The 13,803-nt window shown below is 56.6% G+C and carries 17 protein-coding genes; 11 read left to right on the top strand and 6 right to left on the bottom strand.

All coding sequences use genetic code 11. From position 1 onward, the window contains the following. The first annotated feature begins 33 nt into the window (after window positions 1-33). Both purF and SPE70_RS18870 read left to right on the top strand, forming a co-directional pair. Entirely contained in the window at window positions 34-1,551 is a 1,518-nt protein-coding gene (gene purF / locus SPE70_RS18875; RefSeq protein ID WP_002913213.1) for an amidophosphoribosyltransferase, read from the top strand. Window positions 1,552-1,685: 134 nt separating this feature from the next. Beyond that, on the top strand, window positions 1,686-2,270 hold the full coding sequence (locus SPE70_RS18870) for a UbiX family flavin prenyltransferase (protein WP_008803929.1): 585 nt from the start codon (window positions 1,686-1,688) through the stop codon (window positions 2,268-2,270). A gap of 65 nt (window positions 2,271-2,335) precedes the next feature. Here the strand turns inward: SPE70_RS18870 and SPE70_RS18865 are convergent, their stop codons facing one another. Beyond that, complete coding sequence (locus SPE70_RS18865) at window positions 2,336-2,497, bottom strand: hypothetical protein (protein ID WP_012540975.1); 162 nt, start codon at window positions 2,495-2,497, stop codon at window positions 2,336-2,338. A 45-nt stretch (window positions 2,498-2,542) separates the two neighbouring features. Here SPE70_RS18865 and argT point away from each other — a divergent pair, with 45 nt between their 5' ends. The 5 genes from argT (at window position 2,543) to hisP (ending at window position 6,620) form a co-directional block, all read left to right on the top strand. Further along, entirely contained in the window at window positions 2,543-3,325 is a 783-nt protein-coding gene (argT, locus tag SPE70_RS18860; RefSeq protein ID WP_008803930.1) for a lysine/arginine/ornithine ABC transporter substrate-binding protein ArgT, read from the top strand. Window positions 3,326-3,592: 267 nt separating this feature from the next. Continuing rightward, complete coding sequence (gene hisJ / locus SPE70_RS18855) at window positions 3,593-4,375, top strand: histidine ABC transporter substrate-binding protein HisJ (protein ID WP_002913209.1); 783 nt, start codon at window positions 3,593-3,595, stop codon at window positions 4,373-4,375. Window positions 4,376-4,439: 64 nt separating this feature from the next. After that, on the top strand, window positions 4,440-5,126 hold the full coding sequence (locus tag SPE70_RS18850) for a histidine ABC transporter permease HisQ (protein ID WP_004201769.1): 687 nt from the start codon (window positions 4,440-4,442) through the stop codon (window positions 5,124-5,126). Continuing rightward, entirely contained in the window at window positions 5,123-5,839 is a 717-nt protein-coding gene (hisM, locus tag SPE70_RS18845; protein ID WP_002913207.1) for a histidine ABC transporter permease HisM, read from the top strand. The genes SPE70_RS18850 and hisM overlap by 4 nt, the downstream gene beginning before the upstream one ends. 7 nt (window positions 5,840-5,846) lie before the next feature. Then, complete coding sequence (gene hisP / locus SPE70_RS18840) at window positions 5,847-6,620, top strand: histidine ABC transporter ATP-binding protein HisP (protein ID WP_008803931.1); 774 nt, start codon at window positions 5,847-5,849, stop codon at window positions 6,618-6,620. 5 nt (window positions 6,621-6,625) lie between these two features. On the opposite strand, the gene SPE70_RS18835 is transcribed toward hisP, so the two are convergent. After that, the gene (locus SPE70_RS18835; protein ID WP_008803932.1) at window positions 6,626-7,153 is read right to left on the bottom strand and encodes a GNAT family N-acetyltransferase; all 528 of its coding nucleotides are present in this window, start codon (window positions 7,151-7,153) and stop codon (window positions 6,626-6,628) included. Between the two features lie 119 nt (window positions 7,154-7,272). Here SPE70_RS18835 and SPE70_RS18830 point away from each other — a divergent pair, with 119 nt between their 5' ends. Beyond that, the gene (locus SPE70_RS18830; RefSeq protein ID WP_046621444.1) at window positions 7,273-7,392 is read left to right on the top strand and encodes a hypothetical protein; all 120 of its coding nucleotides are present in this window, start codon (window positions 7,273-7,275) and stop codon (window positions 7,390-7,392) included. Here the strand turns inward: SPE70_RS18830 and SPE70_RS18825 are convergent. The 3 genes from SPE70_RS18825 to yfcG form a co-directional block, all read right to left on the bottom strand. Beyond that, the gene (locus tag SPE70_RS18825) at window positions 7,372-8,265 is read right to left on the bottom strand and encodes a TIGR01777 family oxidoreductase (protein WP_008803933.1); all 894 of its coding nucleotides are present in this window, start codon (window positions 8,263-8,265) and stop codon (window positions 7,372-7,374) included. The genes SPE70_RS18830 and SPE70_RS18825 overlap by 21 nt on opposite strands. 18 nt (window positions 8,266-8,283) lie before the next feature. Next, a complete protein-coding gene (gene folX / locus SPE70_RS18820; RefSeq protein WP_002913200.1) occupies window positions 8,284-8,646 on the bottom strand; it encodes a dihydroneopterin triphosphate 2'-epimerase in 363 nt (120 codons plus the stop codon). Between the two features lie 65 nt (window positions 8,647-8,711). Further along, window positions 8,712-9,341, bottom strand: a complete 630-nt coding sequence (gene yfcG, locus SPE70_RS18815) for a GSH-dependent disulfide bond oxidoreductase (RefSeq protein WP_064170365.1) — start codon at window positions 9,339-9,341, stop codon at window positions 8,712-8,714. Between the two features lie 190 nt (window positions 9,342-9,531). On the opposite strand from yfcG, the gene yfcF reads away from it, so the two are divergent. Genes yfcF through yfcD form a run of 3 tightly spaced genes read left to right on the top strand, consistent with a single transcriptional unit; the run spans window position 9,532 to window position 11,387 of the window. Next, a complete protein-coding gene (gene yfcF, locus SPE70_RS18810; protein WP_012967507.1) occupies window positions 9,532-10,176 on the top strand; it encodes a glutathione transferase in 645 nt (214 codons plus the stop codon). A 56-nt stretch (window positions 10,177-10,232) separates the two neighbouring features. Then, a complete protein-coding gene (gene yfcE / locus SPE70_RS18805) occupies window positions 10,233-10,784 on the top strand; it encodes a phosphodiesterase (protein ID WP_012967508.1) in 552 nt (183 codons plus the stop codon). Between the two features lie 57 nt (window positions 10,785-10,841). Beyond that, complete coding sequence (gene yfcD / locus SPE70_RS18800) at window positions 10,842-11,387, top strand: NUDIX hydrolase YfcD (protein ID WP_012540981.1); 546 nt, start codon at window positions 10,842-10,844, stop codon at window positions 11,385-11,387. A gap of 90 nt (window positions 11,388-11,477) precedes the next feature. Here yfcD and pta read toward each other — a convergent pair whose 3' ends face one another. Next, window positions 11,478-13,625 carry a phosphate acetyltransferase gene (gene pta, locus SPE70_RS18795; protein ID WP_008803939.1) on the bottom strand — a complete coding sequence of 716 codons (2,148 nt, stop codon included), beginning with the start codon at window positions 13,623-13,625 and terminating at the stop codon, window positions 11,478-11,480. Window positions 13,626-13,803: the final 178 nt, after the last annotated feature.

The following is a 13,803-nucleotide window of genomic DNA, read 5'->3' as shown; positions in this document are numbered from 1 at the left end:
ACTTTGGGTCGTTGCTGAACGAGGAAAAGACGTATGTGCGGTATTGTCGGTATCGCCGGTGTTATGCCGGTTAACCAGTCGATTTATGATGCGCTAACGGTGCTCCAGCACCGTGGACAGGATGCCGCTGGCATCATCACCATTGATGCCAACAACTGCTTCCGGTTGCGTAAGGCTAACGGGCTGGTAAGCGACGTATTCGAAGCCCGCCACATGCAGCGTATGCAGGGCAATATGGGTATTGGCCACGTGCGTTATCCTACGGCGGGCAGCTCCAGCGCCTCCGAGGCGCAGCCGTTTTACGTTAACTCGCCGTATGGCATCACATTGGCGCATAACGGCAACCTGACCAATGCGCACGAGCTGCGTAAAAAGCTGTTTGAAGAAAAACGCCGCCATATCAATACCACCTCTGATTCCGAAATCCTCCTCAATATTTTCGCCAGTGAGCTGGATAACTTCCGTCACTACCCGCTGGAAGCGGACAACATCTTCGCTGCGATTGCGGCGACCAACCGTCTGATCCGCGGCGCGTACGCGTGCGTCGCGATGATCATCGGTCATGGCATGGTGGCCTTCCGCGACCCTAACGGCATTCGTCCGCTGGTGCTGGGTAAACGTGACGTTGGCGACGGCCGCACCGAGTATATGGTGGCCTCGGAAAGCGTGGCGCTTGATACGCTTGGTTTTGAATTCCTGCGCGATGTCGCGCCGGGCGAAGCGGTCTATATTACTGAGAAAGGCCAGCTGTATACCCGTCAGTGTGCCGATAATCCGGTCAGCAACCCATGCTTGTTCGAGTACGTCTATTTTGCCCGTCCGGACTCGTTTATTGACAAAATTTCCGTCTACAGCGCCCGCGTCAACATGGGGACTAAGCTGGGCGAAAAGATTGCCCGCGAGTGGGAAGATCTGGATATTGACGTCGTTATCCCGATCCCGGAGACCTCCTGCGACATCGCGCTGGAAATCGCCCGCATTCTCGACAAACCTTATCGTCAGGGCTTTGTGAAGAACCGCTACGTCGGCCGGACGTTTATCATGCCCGGTCAGCAGCTGCGTCGTAAATCTGTTCGCCGTAAGCTCAACGCCAACCGTGCGGAATTCCGCGATAAGAACGTGCTGCTGGTCGATGATTCCATTGTACGCGGCACCACCTCGGAGCAGATCATTGAGATGGCGCGCGAAGCGGGGGCGAAAAAAGTGTATCTGGCCTCCGCTGCGCCGGAAATTCGTTTCCCGAACGTGTATGGTATCGATATGCCGACCGCCAACGAACTGATCGCCCATGGCCGCGAAGTGGATGAGATCCGCCAGATCATCGGTGCCGATGGCCTGATTTTCCAGGATCTCAACGATCTGATCGACGCAGTGCGCGCGGAGAACCCGGATATTCAACAGTTTGAATGTTCTGTCTTCAACGGCGTATATGTGACCCGGGATGTCGACCAGCAGTACCTCGACTATCTTGACTCCCTGCGTAACGATGATGCCAAAGCGGTCCAGCTGCAGAACGAAGTCGAAAACCTCGAGATGCACAACGAGGGTTAACCCGTTCGCGCGTCGCGGCCCGCCGCTCCTGAGGGACGGCGGGCTTTTTTTCGCCCATCAACTGCGCATCAATAGTTGCGCCACAGGCTATAATCCGGCAAAGTCTGCGGCACACGCGCAAGGGGTAACAGAACGTGAAACGACTGATTATTGGCATTTCTGGCGCCAGCGGCGCTATCTATGGCGTGCGGATGCTGCAGGTGTTGCGGGATGTGCCGGAGATTGAGACCCATCTGATCCTCAGCCAGGCGGCACGGCAAACGCTGGCCCTCGAGACCGACTTCAGCGTGCGCGACGTGCAGGCGCTGGCCGATGTGGTGCATGACGCCCGCGATATCGCCGCCAGTATCTCTTCCGGTTCGTTTAAAACCGCCGGGATGGTGATTTTACCCTGCTCAATGAAAACGCTCTCTGGCATTGTCCATAGCTATACGGATGGCCTATTGACGCGGGCGGCCGATGTCGTGCTGAAGGAGCGTCGTCCGCTGGTGCTCTGCGTGCGGGAGACCCCGTTCCATCTCGGCCATCTGCGACTGCTGGTTCAGGCCGCGGAGCTCGGGGCGGTGATAATGCCGCCGGTGCCGGCCTTTTATCATCGGCCGCAAAGCCTGGATGATGTCATCAACCAAACCGTCAACCGGGTGCTCGATCAGTTCGATATTAGCCTGTCTCAAGACTTGTTTACTCGCTGGCAGGGGGCACAGGATTGCACTAAATAAGTGCAGTCAATGTACGCTTGCGCCGCAGTGGTGCAAATTTGTCGTCCCGATCAAATCCTCGACATTTATTTCGTCTTTTTGCGCTGAGGCACTGCGGTTTCGCCAGTAATGCTGGTATCTTCCCTTCCAAGACAATCCTGCAACTTTATTTTAACAAATTTAACCCTGTTCCCGGCACGCACCGGGAAGATGGCACAAAAACTGCAGGATTGATCGGCAATCACCATAACAAGCAACGCACCACATCACGACACGACACTTAAGGGTACTGTATGAAGAAGACGATTCTGGCTCTCTCTTTACTCGTGGGAATGAGCAGCACAGCCAGCGTGTTTGCTGCTCTGCCGCAGAGCATTCGCATTGGCACTGACGCGACCTATGCGCCATTTTCGTCGAAAGACGCAAAAGGGGACTTTGTTGGTTTTGATATCGATTTAGGCAATGAACTGTGCTCCCGAATTAAGGTGAAATGTACCTGGGTCGGCAGTGATTTTGACTCCCTGATCCCCTCCCTCAAGGCGAAGAAAATTGACGCCATCATCTCTTCGCTCTCCATTACCGAGAAGCGTCAGCAAGAGATCGCTTTCTCTGACAAGCTTTATGCCGCTGACTCGCGTCTGATCGCCGCCAAAGGGTCGCCGATCCAGCCGACGCTGGAGGCGCTGAAAGGCAAGCACGTCGGGGTGCTGCAAGGTTCTACTCAGGAAGCCTATGCCAATGACCGCTGGCGCAGCCAGGGCGTTGACGTGGTGGCCTACCAGAACCAGGATCTGATCTATTCAGATCTCGCAGCTGGCCGTCTGGATGCGGCGCTGCAGGATGAAGTCGCCGCCAGCGAAGGCTTCCTGAAACAGCCTGCCGGGAAAGATTTCGCCTTCGCCGGCCCGTCGGTGAAAGATAAAAAGTACTTTGGCGATGGTACCGGTATCGGTCTGCGTAAGGACGACGTCGAACTGAAAGCTGCGTTTGATAAAGCGCTGGGCGAGATACGTAAAGACGGCACCTACGACAAAATGGCGAAGAAATACTTCGATTTTAACGTTTACGGCGACTAAGACTGCTGCAGGCCCGCACAATAGGGTGGGCCTGCCGCCAGGTTCGTATCCATGCCCCAAAAGGGTGCATCCAAACACGCTGTGGATCATTTCAGTGCAAAAGCAGCCAGTTTTTTGGCTAAAAAATGCATAGTTAAGCGTTTCTGATGCAAAAAATCGGCCTTTCTGGTGCATAAATCTTTGCCCTCAAGGGGCGAATAATGGCACGATAACTGGCGTAAATAGTTCTAATAAACCCGTTAGAATGACAGTCTGTCGAGGATAGTTATGAAAAAACTGGCGTTGTCTCTCTCTTTAGCGCTGGCCCTTTCCAGCGTTTCCACAGTCTTTGCCGCCATTCCGCAAAAAATTCGTATTGGCACCGATCCGACTTATGCCCCCTTCGAATCGAAGAATGCGCAGGGGGAATTGGTGGGTTTTGATATCGATCTGGCAAAAGAGCTGTGTAAGCGTATTAATACCCAATGTACCTTTGTTGAAAACCCGCTGGATGCACTGATCCCCTCCTTAAAAGCGAAGAAAATCGACGCGATTATGTCTTCGCTGTCGATTACCGAAAAGCGCCAGCAGGAAATTGCCTTCACCGACAAGCTGTACGCGGCAGATTCGCGTCTGGTGGTGAAAAAAGGCAGCCCGGTAACGCCGGATCTCGCCACCCTGAAGGGTAAGCGCGTGGGTGTGCTGCAGGGGACGACTCAGGAAACCTATGGCAATGAGCACTGGGCGCCGAAAGGTATCGAAATTGTCTCCTATCAGGGGCAGGACAATATCTATTCCGACCTGACCGCCGGCCGTATCGACGCCGCGTTCCAGGATGAGGTCGCGGCCAGCGAAGGGTTCCTGAAACAGCCTATCGGTAAAGATTACCAGTTTGGCGGACCATCGATTAAAGACGAGAAGCTGTTCGGCGTCGGTACCGGTATGGGGCTGCGTAAGGAAGACAACGAACTGCGTGAAGCGCTGAATAAGGCGTTTGCAGAGATGCGTAAGGACGGCACCTACGACAAACTGGCGAAAAAATACTTCGATTTTAACGTATACGGCGAATAATTCTCACGCCTCACCATTGCGTGCGTTTCGCGCGCAATGGTGAATGACAGACAGGGTAGGCAGCATGCTGTATGGGTTTTCACAGGTTATTTTGCAGGGTGCGCTCGTCACCCTGGAGCTTGCGCTTAGCTCGGTCGTTCTCGCCGTCCTGATAGGGCTGGCGGGCGCTGGCGCAAAGTTATCGAGCAACCGTCCTCTGGCGCTGGTATTTGAAGGCTATACCACACTGATTCGCGGCGTGCCCGATCTGGTGCTGATGCTGCTGATTTTCTATGGCCTGCAGATTGCGCTGAACAGCGTCACCGATGCGCTGGGCATGGCGCAGTTTGATATCGATCCGATGATCGCCGGGATTATTACCCTCGGCTTTATCTATGGTGCCTATTTTACGGAAACTTTCCGCGGCGCCTACCTTGCGGTGCCGAAGGGGCATATCGAAGCGGCTACCGCCTTTGGCTTTAGCGGCGGGCAGACGTTCCGGCGTATTCTGTTCCCGGCGATGATGCGCTACGCGCTGCCGGGGATCGGCAACAACTGGCAGGTTATTCTCAAGGCAACGGCGCTGGTCTCGCTGCTGGGGCTGGAGGATGTGGTCAAAGCCACGCAGCTGGCCGGGAAAAGCACCTGGCAGCCGTTCTATTTCGCCATCGTCTGCGGCCTGATTTATCTGGTGTTTACCACCCTTTCTAATGGCGTACTGCTGCTGCTCGAACGCCGCTATACCGTTGGCGTGAAGAGGGCTGACCTGTGATTGAAATTATTCAGGAGTACTGGAAATCACTGCTGTGGACCGACGGCTATCGCTTTACCGGCGTGGCGATTACCTTATGGTTGCTGATCTCTTCGGTGGTGATGGGCGGCATTCTGGCGGTGTTTCTGGCCATTGGCCGCGTCTCGAGCAATAAATTTATCCAGTTCCCCATCTGGTTGTTCACTTACATCTTTCGCGGCACGCCGCTGTATGTACAACTGCTGGTTTTTTACTCCGGCATGTATACCCTGGAAATCGTCAAAGGCACGGAGCTGCTGAACGCTTTTTTCCGCAGCGGGCTAAACTGCACGGTGCTGGCGTTAACCCTGAATACCTGCGCCTATACCACTGAAATTTTCGCCGGGGCGATCCGCTCAGTACCTGCCGGAGAAATTGAAGCGGCACGGGCCTACGGCTTCTCGTCCGTCAAACTGTACCGCTGCATTATTCTGCCTTCCGCGCTGCGCATTGCGCTACCGGCCTACAGTAACGAAGTGATCCTGATGCTGCACTCCACCGCGCTGGCGTTTACCGCTACGGTGCCGGATCTGCTGAAAATCGCTCGCGATATTAACTCCGCGACCTATCAGCCGTTCACTGCCTTTGGCATCGCCGCGGTGCTCTATTTAATTATCTCGTATGTGCTGATTAGCTTGTTCCGTAAAGCGGAAAAGCGCTGGTTGCAGCATATCAAACCTTCTTCGACGCATTGAGAACGCCATGTCCGACAATAAATTAAACGTTATCGATCTGCACAAACGCTATGGGGAACACGAGGTGCTGAAGGGCGTCTCCCTGCAGGCGAAAGCCGGGGACGTTATCAGTATCATCGGTTCATCGGGTTCCGGAAAAAGTACCTTTTTGCGCTGCATTAACTTCCTTGAAAAACCGAGCGAAGGCACGATCGTCGTCAGTGGCCAGAATATTGGCCTGGTGCGGGATAAGGACGGCCAGCTGAAGGTGGCTGATAAGAACCAGCTGCGCCTGCTGCGCACCCGCCTGACCATGGTGTTCCAGCATTTCAATCTGTGGAGCCATATGACGGTGCTGGAGAACGTCATGGAGGCGCCGATTCAGGTGCTGGGCTTAAGCAAACAGGAAGCGCGCGATCGCGCGGTAAAATACCTGGCCAAGGTCGGGATTGACGAACGTCAGCAGGCGAAATACCCGGTGCATCTCTCCGGCGGCCAGCAGCAGCGTGTCTCGATTGCCCGCGCGCTGGCGATGGAGCCGGAAGTGCTGCTGTTTGATGAGCCAACGTCCGCTCTGGATCCGGAACTGGTGGGCGAAGTGTTGCGTATCATGCAGCAGCTGGCGGAAGAGGGAAAAACCATGGTGGTGGTGACCCACGAAATGGGCTTTGCCCGCCACGTCTCTTCGCATGTTATTTTCCTGCATCAGGGCAAAATTGAAGAAGAAGGGCATCCGGACGCGCTGTTTGGCGCGCCGAAAAGCCCGCGCCTGCAGCAGTTTCTGAAAGGGTCGCTGAAATAACCGGCTCACCCGGCGTCTGTAGGCGTCGGGTGAGCTTCCCGCTCCAGCCGATAGATCCAGTCATCGTAATCGATGCCGTTCAGATGATAGGCTTTCTCCAGCACCTGGGTGCGCACAAAGCCTTGCTTCTCCAGCAGGCGCGATGAGCCATGATTTTCACTCAGCACCCAGGCATTGATGGCCTGCACCCCCAGCGTGCTGAAACCATAATCGCAGATCGCGCGCAGCGCTTCGCTGGCATAGCCTCTTCCCTGAGCCTGCGGTAACAGGGCGTAGCCGACGTCAGCCTCGTGCGGATTTTTCGGACTGATGCGTAGCCCAATATCGCCCAGCGCGTCGCCGCGTTTATCACGCAAAACAAACACCCCGGGATCGGCACAGCGGCTGGCAAACACGCTGCGTAGCGCCGTCTCGCTTAACACTTCCCCCATAAAACGCATCACCAGCGGATCCTGGCGCAGGCGCAGAAAAAAGGGCCAGTCATCGGTAACAAAGCGGGTAAGCGAAAGGCGTGGTGTGGTGATGGTTGTCATAAAGCAGTCAATACGCAGAAAGAAAAGCCTACCTTAGCACTTTGCTTCGCCAGGTAACATCGGCGAACCGGCCGGCTGGCGGTGAATTCAGGCGATTAAGGGCGCTATTTGTCGTGAATATGGCGATGCTGCAGCGCCAGGGTGAGGCCGCCATCCAGGCGTGGAGCATGAGCCAGCAGAATGGAATCAGGGGAGCCAATGCTCCCCTGTGTCAGCCATTAACGCAGCACATCCTTTAGCGCTTCTTCCAGATCGTACCAGCGGAAGGCGAAGCCAGCGGCTTCCAGTCGCTTAGGCAGCGCGCGCTGGCCACCGAGCACCAGGACGGCAGACTCACCCATCAGCAGGCGAATAGCAGCGGCAGGAACGCGGAAAATGGCTGGTCGATTGAGCGCATGACCCAAGGCGTGGGCGAACTGTTCGTTATGCACTGGGTAGGGAGAAACCATATTGAACGGACCGCGTAGATCGTTATCCAGCAGCCACAGAATGCCGTTAACCATATCGTCGATATGGATCCAGGCCAGATACTGTCTGCCGCTGCCGATAGGCCCACCGAGGCCGAGCTTAAAGGCGGGCGTCATTTTGCCGAGAATACCGCCCCGCGGGGCCAGTACCACGCCGGTGCGCAGCAGGCAGACGCGGGTACGTTCGCTTTGCGCTTCGCAGGCAATTTGCTCCCAGCGGGCGCAAAGCTTATGGGTAAACTCATTGTGCGGTGGTTCTTCTTCGGTCACCACCACCTCGCCGAGATCGCCGTAGTAGCCGGTGGCAGACCCGCTGATCAGCACGGAGGGAGGCGTGTCGCTGGCGTGGATCAGGCCCACCAGCCGCTGAGTGAGATCCCAGCGGCTATGGCACAAGCGTTGTTTCTGCTCGGCCGTCCAGCGTTTATCAGCTATGGGCTCACCTGCCAGATTAATAACGGCATCAATATCATTGAGGTGGTGATGGCCTTCGAAATCGCGCCACAGCGTGACGCGCGGATCGAGGCGGGCGCGGGCGCTATCCGGGTGCCGCGTGGAAACCGTGACGCTATGCCCCAGCTCCAGCAACCGGGGTATCAGATGTCGGCCAATCAGGCCGGTGCCACCCGTAAGCAGGATCTTCATACCACCTCCCTGACATCGTTATCGCCGCCAGCTCATGGTCATCGACACCGAGTCGGCATAGCGTAGCGCATGAAGTTTATCGATCTCCACTTCAGCATATGTGACCCAGTGATGTTCGCATGCGATATTCAGCACATCCTGAGTTAATTTTTCCAGCAACGAGAAACGGCCATTCTCAAGATGGCTGATGATGCGCTTGGTAATGGTGCGGTAGTTCAGCGCATCATTGATGTCTTCGCTATCGCGCGCCTTATCGGCGGGATAGTGAATCGCCACATTCACCACCACGTCCTGGCGGTTGGCGATCTCTTCCTCTTTAATTCCAATAAAAGTACGCAGGCGCAGGTTCTTAATACGAATAATGGCGTCTGGTTGAGACATTGCAGGCTTCCTCCGTGTTGTAAGTTCTGCAATCATACAACAAAGCGCGACGGGCGAGCAGGGGGTTAATAAGGCTGAATTTTTAGCATCGCTTCAATGGTCGCCGGTCGCTGCTTAATGCGCTCATACCAGTTATGCACCGCCGGATAGTTCGTCAGATCGATACGCTGTCGGACATGGCTGTTGACCCAGGGCCAGGCGGCAATATCGGCGATGCTGTAATGGTCGCCGCCAAGCCACGGACTGGCTTCGAGGCGGTGGTTGAGAACCCCGTACAGTCGCTGGGTTTCCACCTGAAAACGTTCAATGGCATAGGGCACCGTTTGCGGCGCCGAGTGGGCAAAATGCTGATTTTGTCCCAGCATCGGCCCAAGACCGCCGACCTGCCAGAATAGCCATTGCAGAGTAATATAGCGCTCCCGCAGTTCACCGCTCAGCAGCTTGCCGCTTTTCTCCGCCAGATAGAGCAGGATGGCGCCGGACTCGAAGACGCTCAACGGCGCTCCGCCATCGACAGGCATATGGTCGACAATCGCCGGGATTTTGTTATTCGGCGAAATCGCCAGAAACTGTGGATGAAACTGTTCCCCTTTGCCGATATCGACCCGAATTAGCCGATAGGCCAGCTGCGCCTCTTCGAGAAACAGGGTGATTTTGTGGCCGTTTGGGGTGGGTGCATAGTAGAGATCGATCATAATATTTCCCGCCGTCGTGGGTCGCAAACTGTTCGAGTATAGGTGAAGCTGCGCAACCCGGGAGGAAATCCGCGAGCGGCGCATCGGTCTGGAGGCAGCCACGTGATGCTGACGCGCGGACGAGCAGTGACATCCCCGGCAAGCCAGGCTATGTTGGCTTATTGTCCTGTCTACCATCCTTGAGGAAGCCATGAGCCAGCCTGTGATTACCCTGTGGTCCGATGCCGATTTTTTCTCACCGTATGTGATGTCTGTCTATGTCGCCCTGCAGGAAAAGAGCCTGCCTTTTAGCCTTAAAACCGTCGACCTGAACCGCGGCGAACATCTGCAGGCCGGCTGGACGGGCTATACCGCCACCCGTCGCGTACCGCTGCTGGAGGTTGATGATTTCGCGCTGAGCGAGTCCTCGGCGATTACCGAGTATCTGGATGAGCGTTTCGCCCCGCCGGAGTGGGAGCGCATTTACCCGCATGATCTGCAAAAACGCGCCCGCGCCCGGCAGATCCAGGCCTGGCTGCGCAGCGATCTGGTGCCGATTCGTGAAGAGCGATCCACCGCCGTGGTGTTTGGCGGGGCGAAAATGCCGGCCCTCAGCGAGGCAGGCAAGCAATCTGCGGAAAAACTGTTTACCACCGCCGCCATGCTGCTGGCCCACGGCGGGCAAAATTTATTTGGCGAATGGTCCATTGCCGACGCCGACCTGGCGCTGATGCTCAATCGTCTGGTTCTCAATGGCGATGAGGTGCCGGAGACGCTGGCCGATTATGCGACTTTTCAGTGGCAGCGGGCTTCAATCCAGCGTTACGTGGCGCTTTCCGCCAAACGTGCAGGCTGATCGCCCGCCGCGCTTCCGCTATCATAGTGGCATCGTAACCAGTGGAGATGGAATCTATGAAACTGATGTTTGCCTCCGATATTCATGGTTCGCTGCCCGCTACGGAACGCGTGCTTGAACGGTTCGCGCAAAGCGGCGCCAGGTGGCTTATTATTCTCGGCGATGTGCTCAATCACGGGCCACGCAATGCGCTGCCGGAAGGGTATGCGCCGGCGGAGGTGGCCGAGCGGCTTAACAGCGTGGCGGAGCGCATTATTGCCGTTCGCGGCAATTGCGACAGCGAAGTGGATCAGATGCTACTTCGTTTTCCCATGACCGCGCCCTGGCAACAGGTGCTCAGCGAACGCTACCGCCTGTTTCTGACCCATGGCCATCTTTATAGCCCGGAAAATTTGCCGCCGCTGGACGCTGGCGATGTTCTGGCTTACGGCCATACTCATATTCCGGTTGCGGAAAAACGCGGTGCGATCTACCTGTTTAACCCTGGCTCAGTGAGTATCCCGAAAGGGGGATATTCCGCCAGCTATGGGCTGCTGGATCAGGGGCGTCTGCAGGTTTTAGCACTCAATGATAATCAGGTTATTGCAGAGGTCGCAATTTACCCGTAATTTAGCCCTCAATCATAAAGACGCGCCGCGAGAGCGCTTTCAAAGTAAGGTTTCCTGATGGCGGAACAGAATCATTTGGCAAGCACAGAATGGGTCGATATTGTTAATGAAAACAATGAGGTGATAGCACAATCCAGCCGCGAGCAGATGCGCGCGCAGTGCCTGCGTCACCGGGCGACCTATATCGTCGTTCACGACGGAATGGGAAAAATTCTGGTGCAGCGACGCACCGAGACAAAAGACTTTCATCCGGGCATGCTGGATGCCACCGCCGGAGGCGTCGTTCAGGCCGATGAGCAACTGCTGGAGTCTGCCCGTCGCGAGGCCGAAGAAGAGTTAGGCATCGCGGGAGTACCGTTTGCCGATCACGGTCAGTTTTACTACGAAGATAAGTTCTGTCGCGTCTGGGGAAGCCTGTTCAGCTGCGTCTCGCATGGGCCATTTGCGCTGCAGGAAGAAGAGGTCAGCGAGGTGTGTTGGTTAACGCCGGAAGAGATCACCGCCCGCTGCGATGAATTCACGCCGGACTCGCTGAAAGCGCTGGCGCTGTGGATGACCCGTAACGCGGGTAATGAGTATGATGACGCGGAAGAGGGCGAGTAATACCGCAATCGCGCAGCAGCAACAGCTGCTCGCCTCCTGACGAAAAAAGGCAGCCATCTGGCTGCCTTTTGCTTTTATCTCAGCGGGGAATTACTTCTGCTGCTGAGCTGACTGGATCGCGGTCAGAGCGATGGTATAGACGATATCGTCAACCAGGGCGCCACGAGACAGGTCGTTGACCGGCTTGCGCATACCCTGCAGCATCGGCCCGATGGAGATCAGGTCGGCAGAGCGCTGTACCGCTTTGTACGTGGTGTTACCGGTGTTCAGATCCGGGAAGATGAACACGGTCGCGCGGCCAGCAACCGGCGAATTCGGCGCTTTGGATTTCGCCACGTCAGCCATGACGGCGGCGTCGTACTGCAGCGGGCCATCGATCATCAGGTCAGGACGTTTTTCCTGCGCCAGACGGGTCGCTTCGCGGACTTTCTCGACATCGCTACCCGCGCCGGAGGTACCGGTGGAGTAGGAGAGCATCGCTACGCGCGGTTCGATACCGAAAGCAATTGCGGAGTCAGCGGACTGAATAGCGATTTCCGCCAGCTGTTCTGCCGTCGGATCCGGGTTGATCGCGCAGTCGCCGTAGACATAAACCTGTTCCGGCAGCAGCATGAAGAATACGGAAGAGACCAGCGAGCTGCCCGGTGCGGTTTTGATCAGCTGCAGCGGCGGACGAATGGTGTTGGCGGTGGTGTGAACCGCGCCGGACACCAGGCCGTCGACTTCGTCTTGTTCCAGCATCAGGGTGCCGAGAACCACGTTGTCTTCCAGCTGCTCGCGAGCGACGGCTTCGGTCATGCCCTTGCTCTTACGCAGTTCGACCAGGCGAGCCACGTAGCTTTCGCGAACCACTTCCGGGTCGACGATTTCGATACCCGCGCCCAGCTCAACGCCCTGCGCTGCGGCAACGCGGTTGATCTCATCCGGGTTACCCAGCAGCACACAGGTAGCGATGCCACGTTCCGCACAGATAGCGGCGGCTTTCACGGTACGCGGTTCGTCGCCTTCCGGCAGGACAACGCGTTTGCCGGCTTTGCGCGCCAGCTCGGTCAGCTGGTAGCGGAAGGCTGGCGGGGAGAGACGACGGCTGCGCTCGGAGGTCGCGGTCAGCGATTCGATCCAGTCGGCGTTGATGTAGTTGGCCACGTATTCCTGAACTTTCTCGATGCGCTCGTGATCGTCAACCGGTACTTCGAGGTTGAAGCTCTGCAGGCTCAGGGAGGTCTGCCAGGTATTGGTATTGACCATAAACACCGGCAGGCCGGTGGCGAAGGCACGTTCGCACAGCTTGCTGATGCGCGCGTCCATTTCATAGCCGCCGGTCAGCAGGATGGCGCCGATTTCCACGCCGTTCATCGCGGCCAGGCAGGCAGCGACCAGCACGTCAGGACGATCTGCCGAGGTGACCAGCAGCGAGCCTGCACGGAAGTGCTCCAGCATGTGTGGGATGCTGCGCGCGCAGAAGGTCACGGATTTCACGCGGCGGGTGTTGATATCGCCTTCGTTGATGATGGTGGCATTCAGGTGATGCGCCATGTCGATCGCGCGGGTGGCGATCAGATCGAAGCTCCACGGCACCGCGCCCAGCACCGGCAGGGTGCTGCCTTTCTGCAGCTGAGCCGGGTCGATCTTCACGACTTTCGCTTTCGACGAGTCGTCGAAGATTTCTGACAGGTCAGGACGGGTACGGCCCTGCTCGTCGACCGGTGCGTTCAATTTGTTGACGATAACGCCGGTAATGCTGGTGTTTTTCGCGCCGCCAAAGCTGTTGCGGGTCAGTTCAATACGCTCGTTCAGCTGCTCTGGCGTATCGGTGCCCTGCGACATCACGAAGACGATTTCCGCGTTCAGCGTTTTGGCGATTTCAAAGTTCAGCGCCTGCGCGAACTGATGCTTACGGGTCGGCACCAGGCCTTCCACCAGTACTACTTCCGCATCCTGAGTGTTCGCGTGATAGTTGGCGATGATCTCTTCCATCAGCACATCTTTCTGATTGCTGGAGAGCAGAGATTCAACGTGGTTCATCTTCAGCGGTTCAGCGGCGGTGGTCGTGGAGGAGCTGGCGCGAACGATGGTGGTGGTCTGGTCTGGCGCATCGCCACCGGAGCGCGGTTGGGCGATTGGTTTAAAGACGCTCAGACGAACGCCTTTGCGTTCCATAGCACGGATCACACCGAGGCTGACGCTGGTCAGGCCTACGCTGGTACCGGTAGGAATTAACATGATAGTACGGGACACGGTATATCCTCTTTCGTTACCGCCAGTATCAGGCGGGATACAAAACAGCACCACCAGCTACCCGTCATACTTCAAGTTGCATGCGCGTTGGCTCTACTTGCTCACCCCGGTGGCGTACGTGGTGTACGCCACCGGGGATTTGCTGCGTCGCCGCCTTCCTGCAGCTCGAATTATTGAA

Origin of the sequence: Klebsiella sp. ZJOU C1 (assembly GCF_035620215.1) — a bacterium.
GTDB classification, from domain to species: domain Bacteria; phylum Pseudomonadota; class Gammaproteobacteria; order Enterobacterales; family Enterobacteriaceae; genus Klebsiella; species Klebsiella variicola.
Note: the sequence above shows the minus strand (reverse complement) of the source record. Positions and strands in the feature narration are given on the sequence as shown.

What these genes read in the sequence shown, in the direction of transcription:
- hisJ (WP_002913209.1), top strand. Translation starts at nt 3,593, where the DNA reads ATGAAAAAACTGGCGTTGTCTCTCTCTTTAGCGCTGGCCCTTTCCAGC.
- SPE70_RS18830 (WP_046621444.1), top strand. Translation starts at nt 7,273, where the DNA reads ATGGCGATGCTGCAGCGCCAGGGTGAGGCCGCCATCCAGGCGTGGAGC.
- yfcE (WP_012967508.1), top strand. Translation starts at nt 10,233, where the DNA reads ATGAAACTGATGTTTGCCTCCGATATTCATGGTTCGCTGCCCGCTACG.
- hisP (WP_008803931.1), top strand. Translation starts at nt 5,847, where the DNA reads ATGTCCGACAATAAATTAAACGTTATCGATCTGCACAAACGCTATGGG.
- yfcD (WP_012540981.1), top strand. Translation starts at nt 10,842, where the DNA reads ATGGCGGAACAGAATCATTTGGCAAGCACAGAATGGGTCGATATTGTT.
- SPE70_RS18835 (WP_008803932.1), bottom strand. Translation starts at nt 7,153, where the DNA reads ATGACAACCATCACCACACCACGCCTTTCGCTTACCCGCTTTGTTACC.
- yfcF (WP_012967507.1), top strand. Translation starts at nt 9,532, where the DNA reads ATGAGCCAGCCTGTGATTACCCTGTGGTCCGATGCCGATTTTTTCTCA.
- SPE70_RS18825 (WP_008803933.1), bottom strand. Translation starts at nt 8,265, where the DNA reads ATGAAGATCCTGCTTACGGGTGGCACCGGCCTGATTGGCCGACATCTG.
- purF (WP_002913213.1), top strand. Translation starts at nt 34, where the DNA reads ATGTGCGGTATTGTCGGTATCGCCGGTGTTATGCCGGTTAACCAGTCG.
- argT (WP_008803930.1), top strand. Translation starts at nt 2,543, where the DNA reads ATGAAGAAGACGATTCTGGCTCTCTCTTTACTCGTGGGAATGAGCAGC.
- folX (WP_002913200.1), bottom strand. Translation starts at nt 8,646, where the DNA reads ATGTCTCAACCAGACGCCATTATTCGTATTAAGAACCTGCGCCTGCGT.
- SPE70_RS18865 (WP_012540975.1), bottom strand. Translation starts at nt 2,497, where the DNA reads ATGGTGATTGCCGATCAATCCTGCAGTTTTTGTGCCATCTTCCCGGTG.
- yfcG (WP_064170365.1), bottom strand. Translation starts at nt 9,341, where the DNA reads ATGATCGATCTCTACTATGCACCCACCCCAAACGGCCACAAAATCACC.
- SPE70_RS18850 (WP_004201769.1), top strand. Translation starts at nt 4,440, where the DNA reads ATGCTGTATGGGTTTTCACAGGTTATTTTGCAGGGTGCGCTCGTCACC.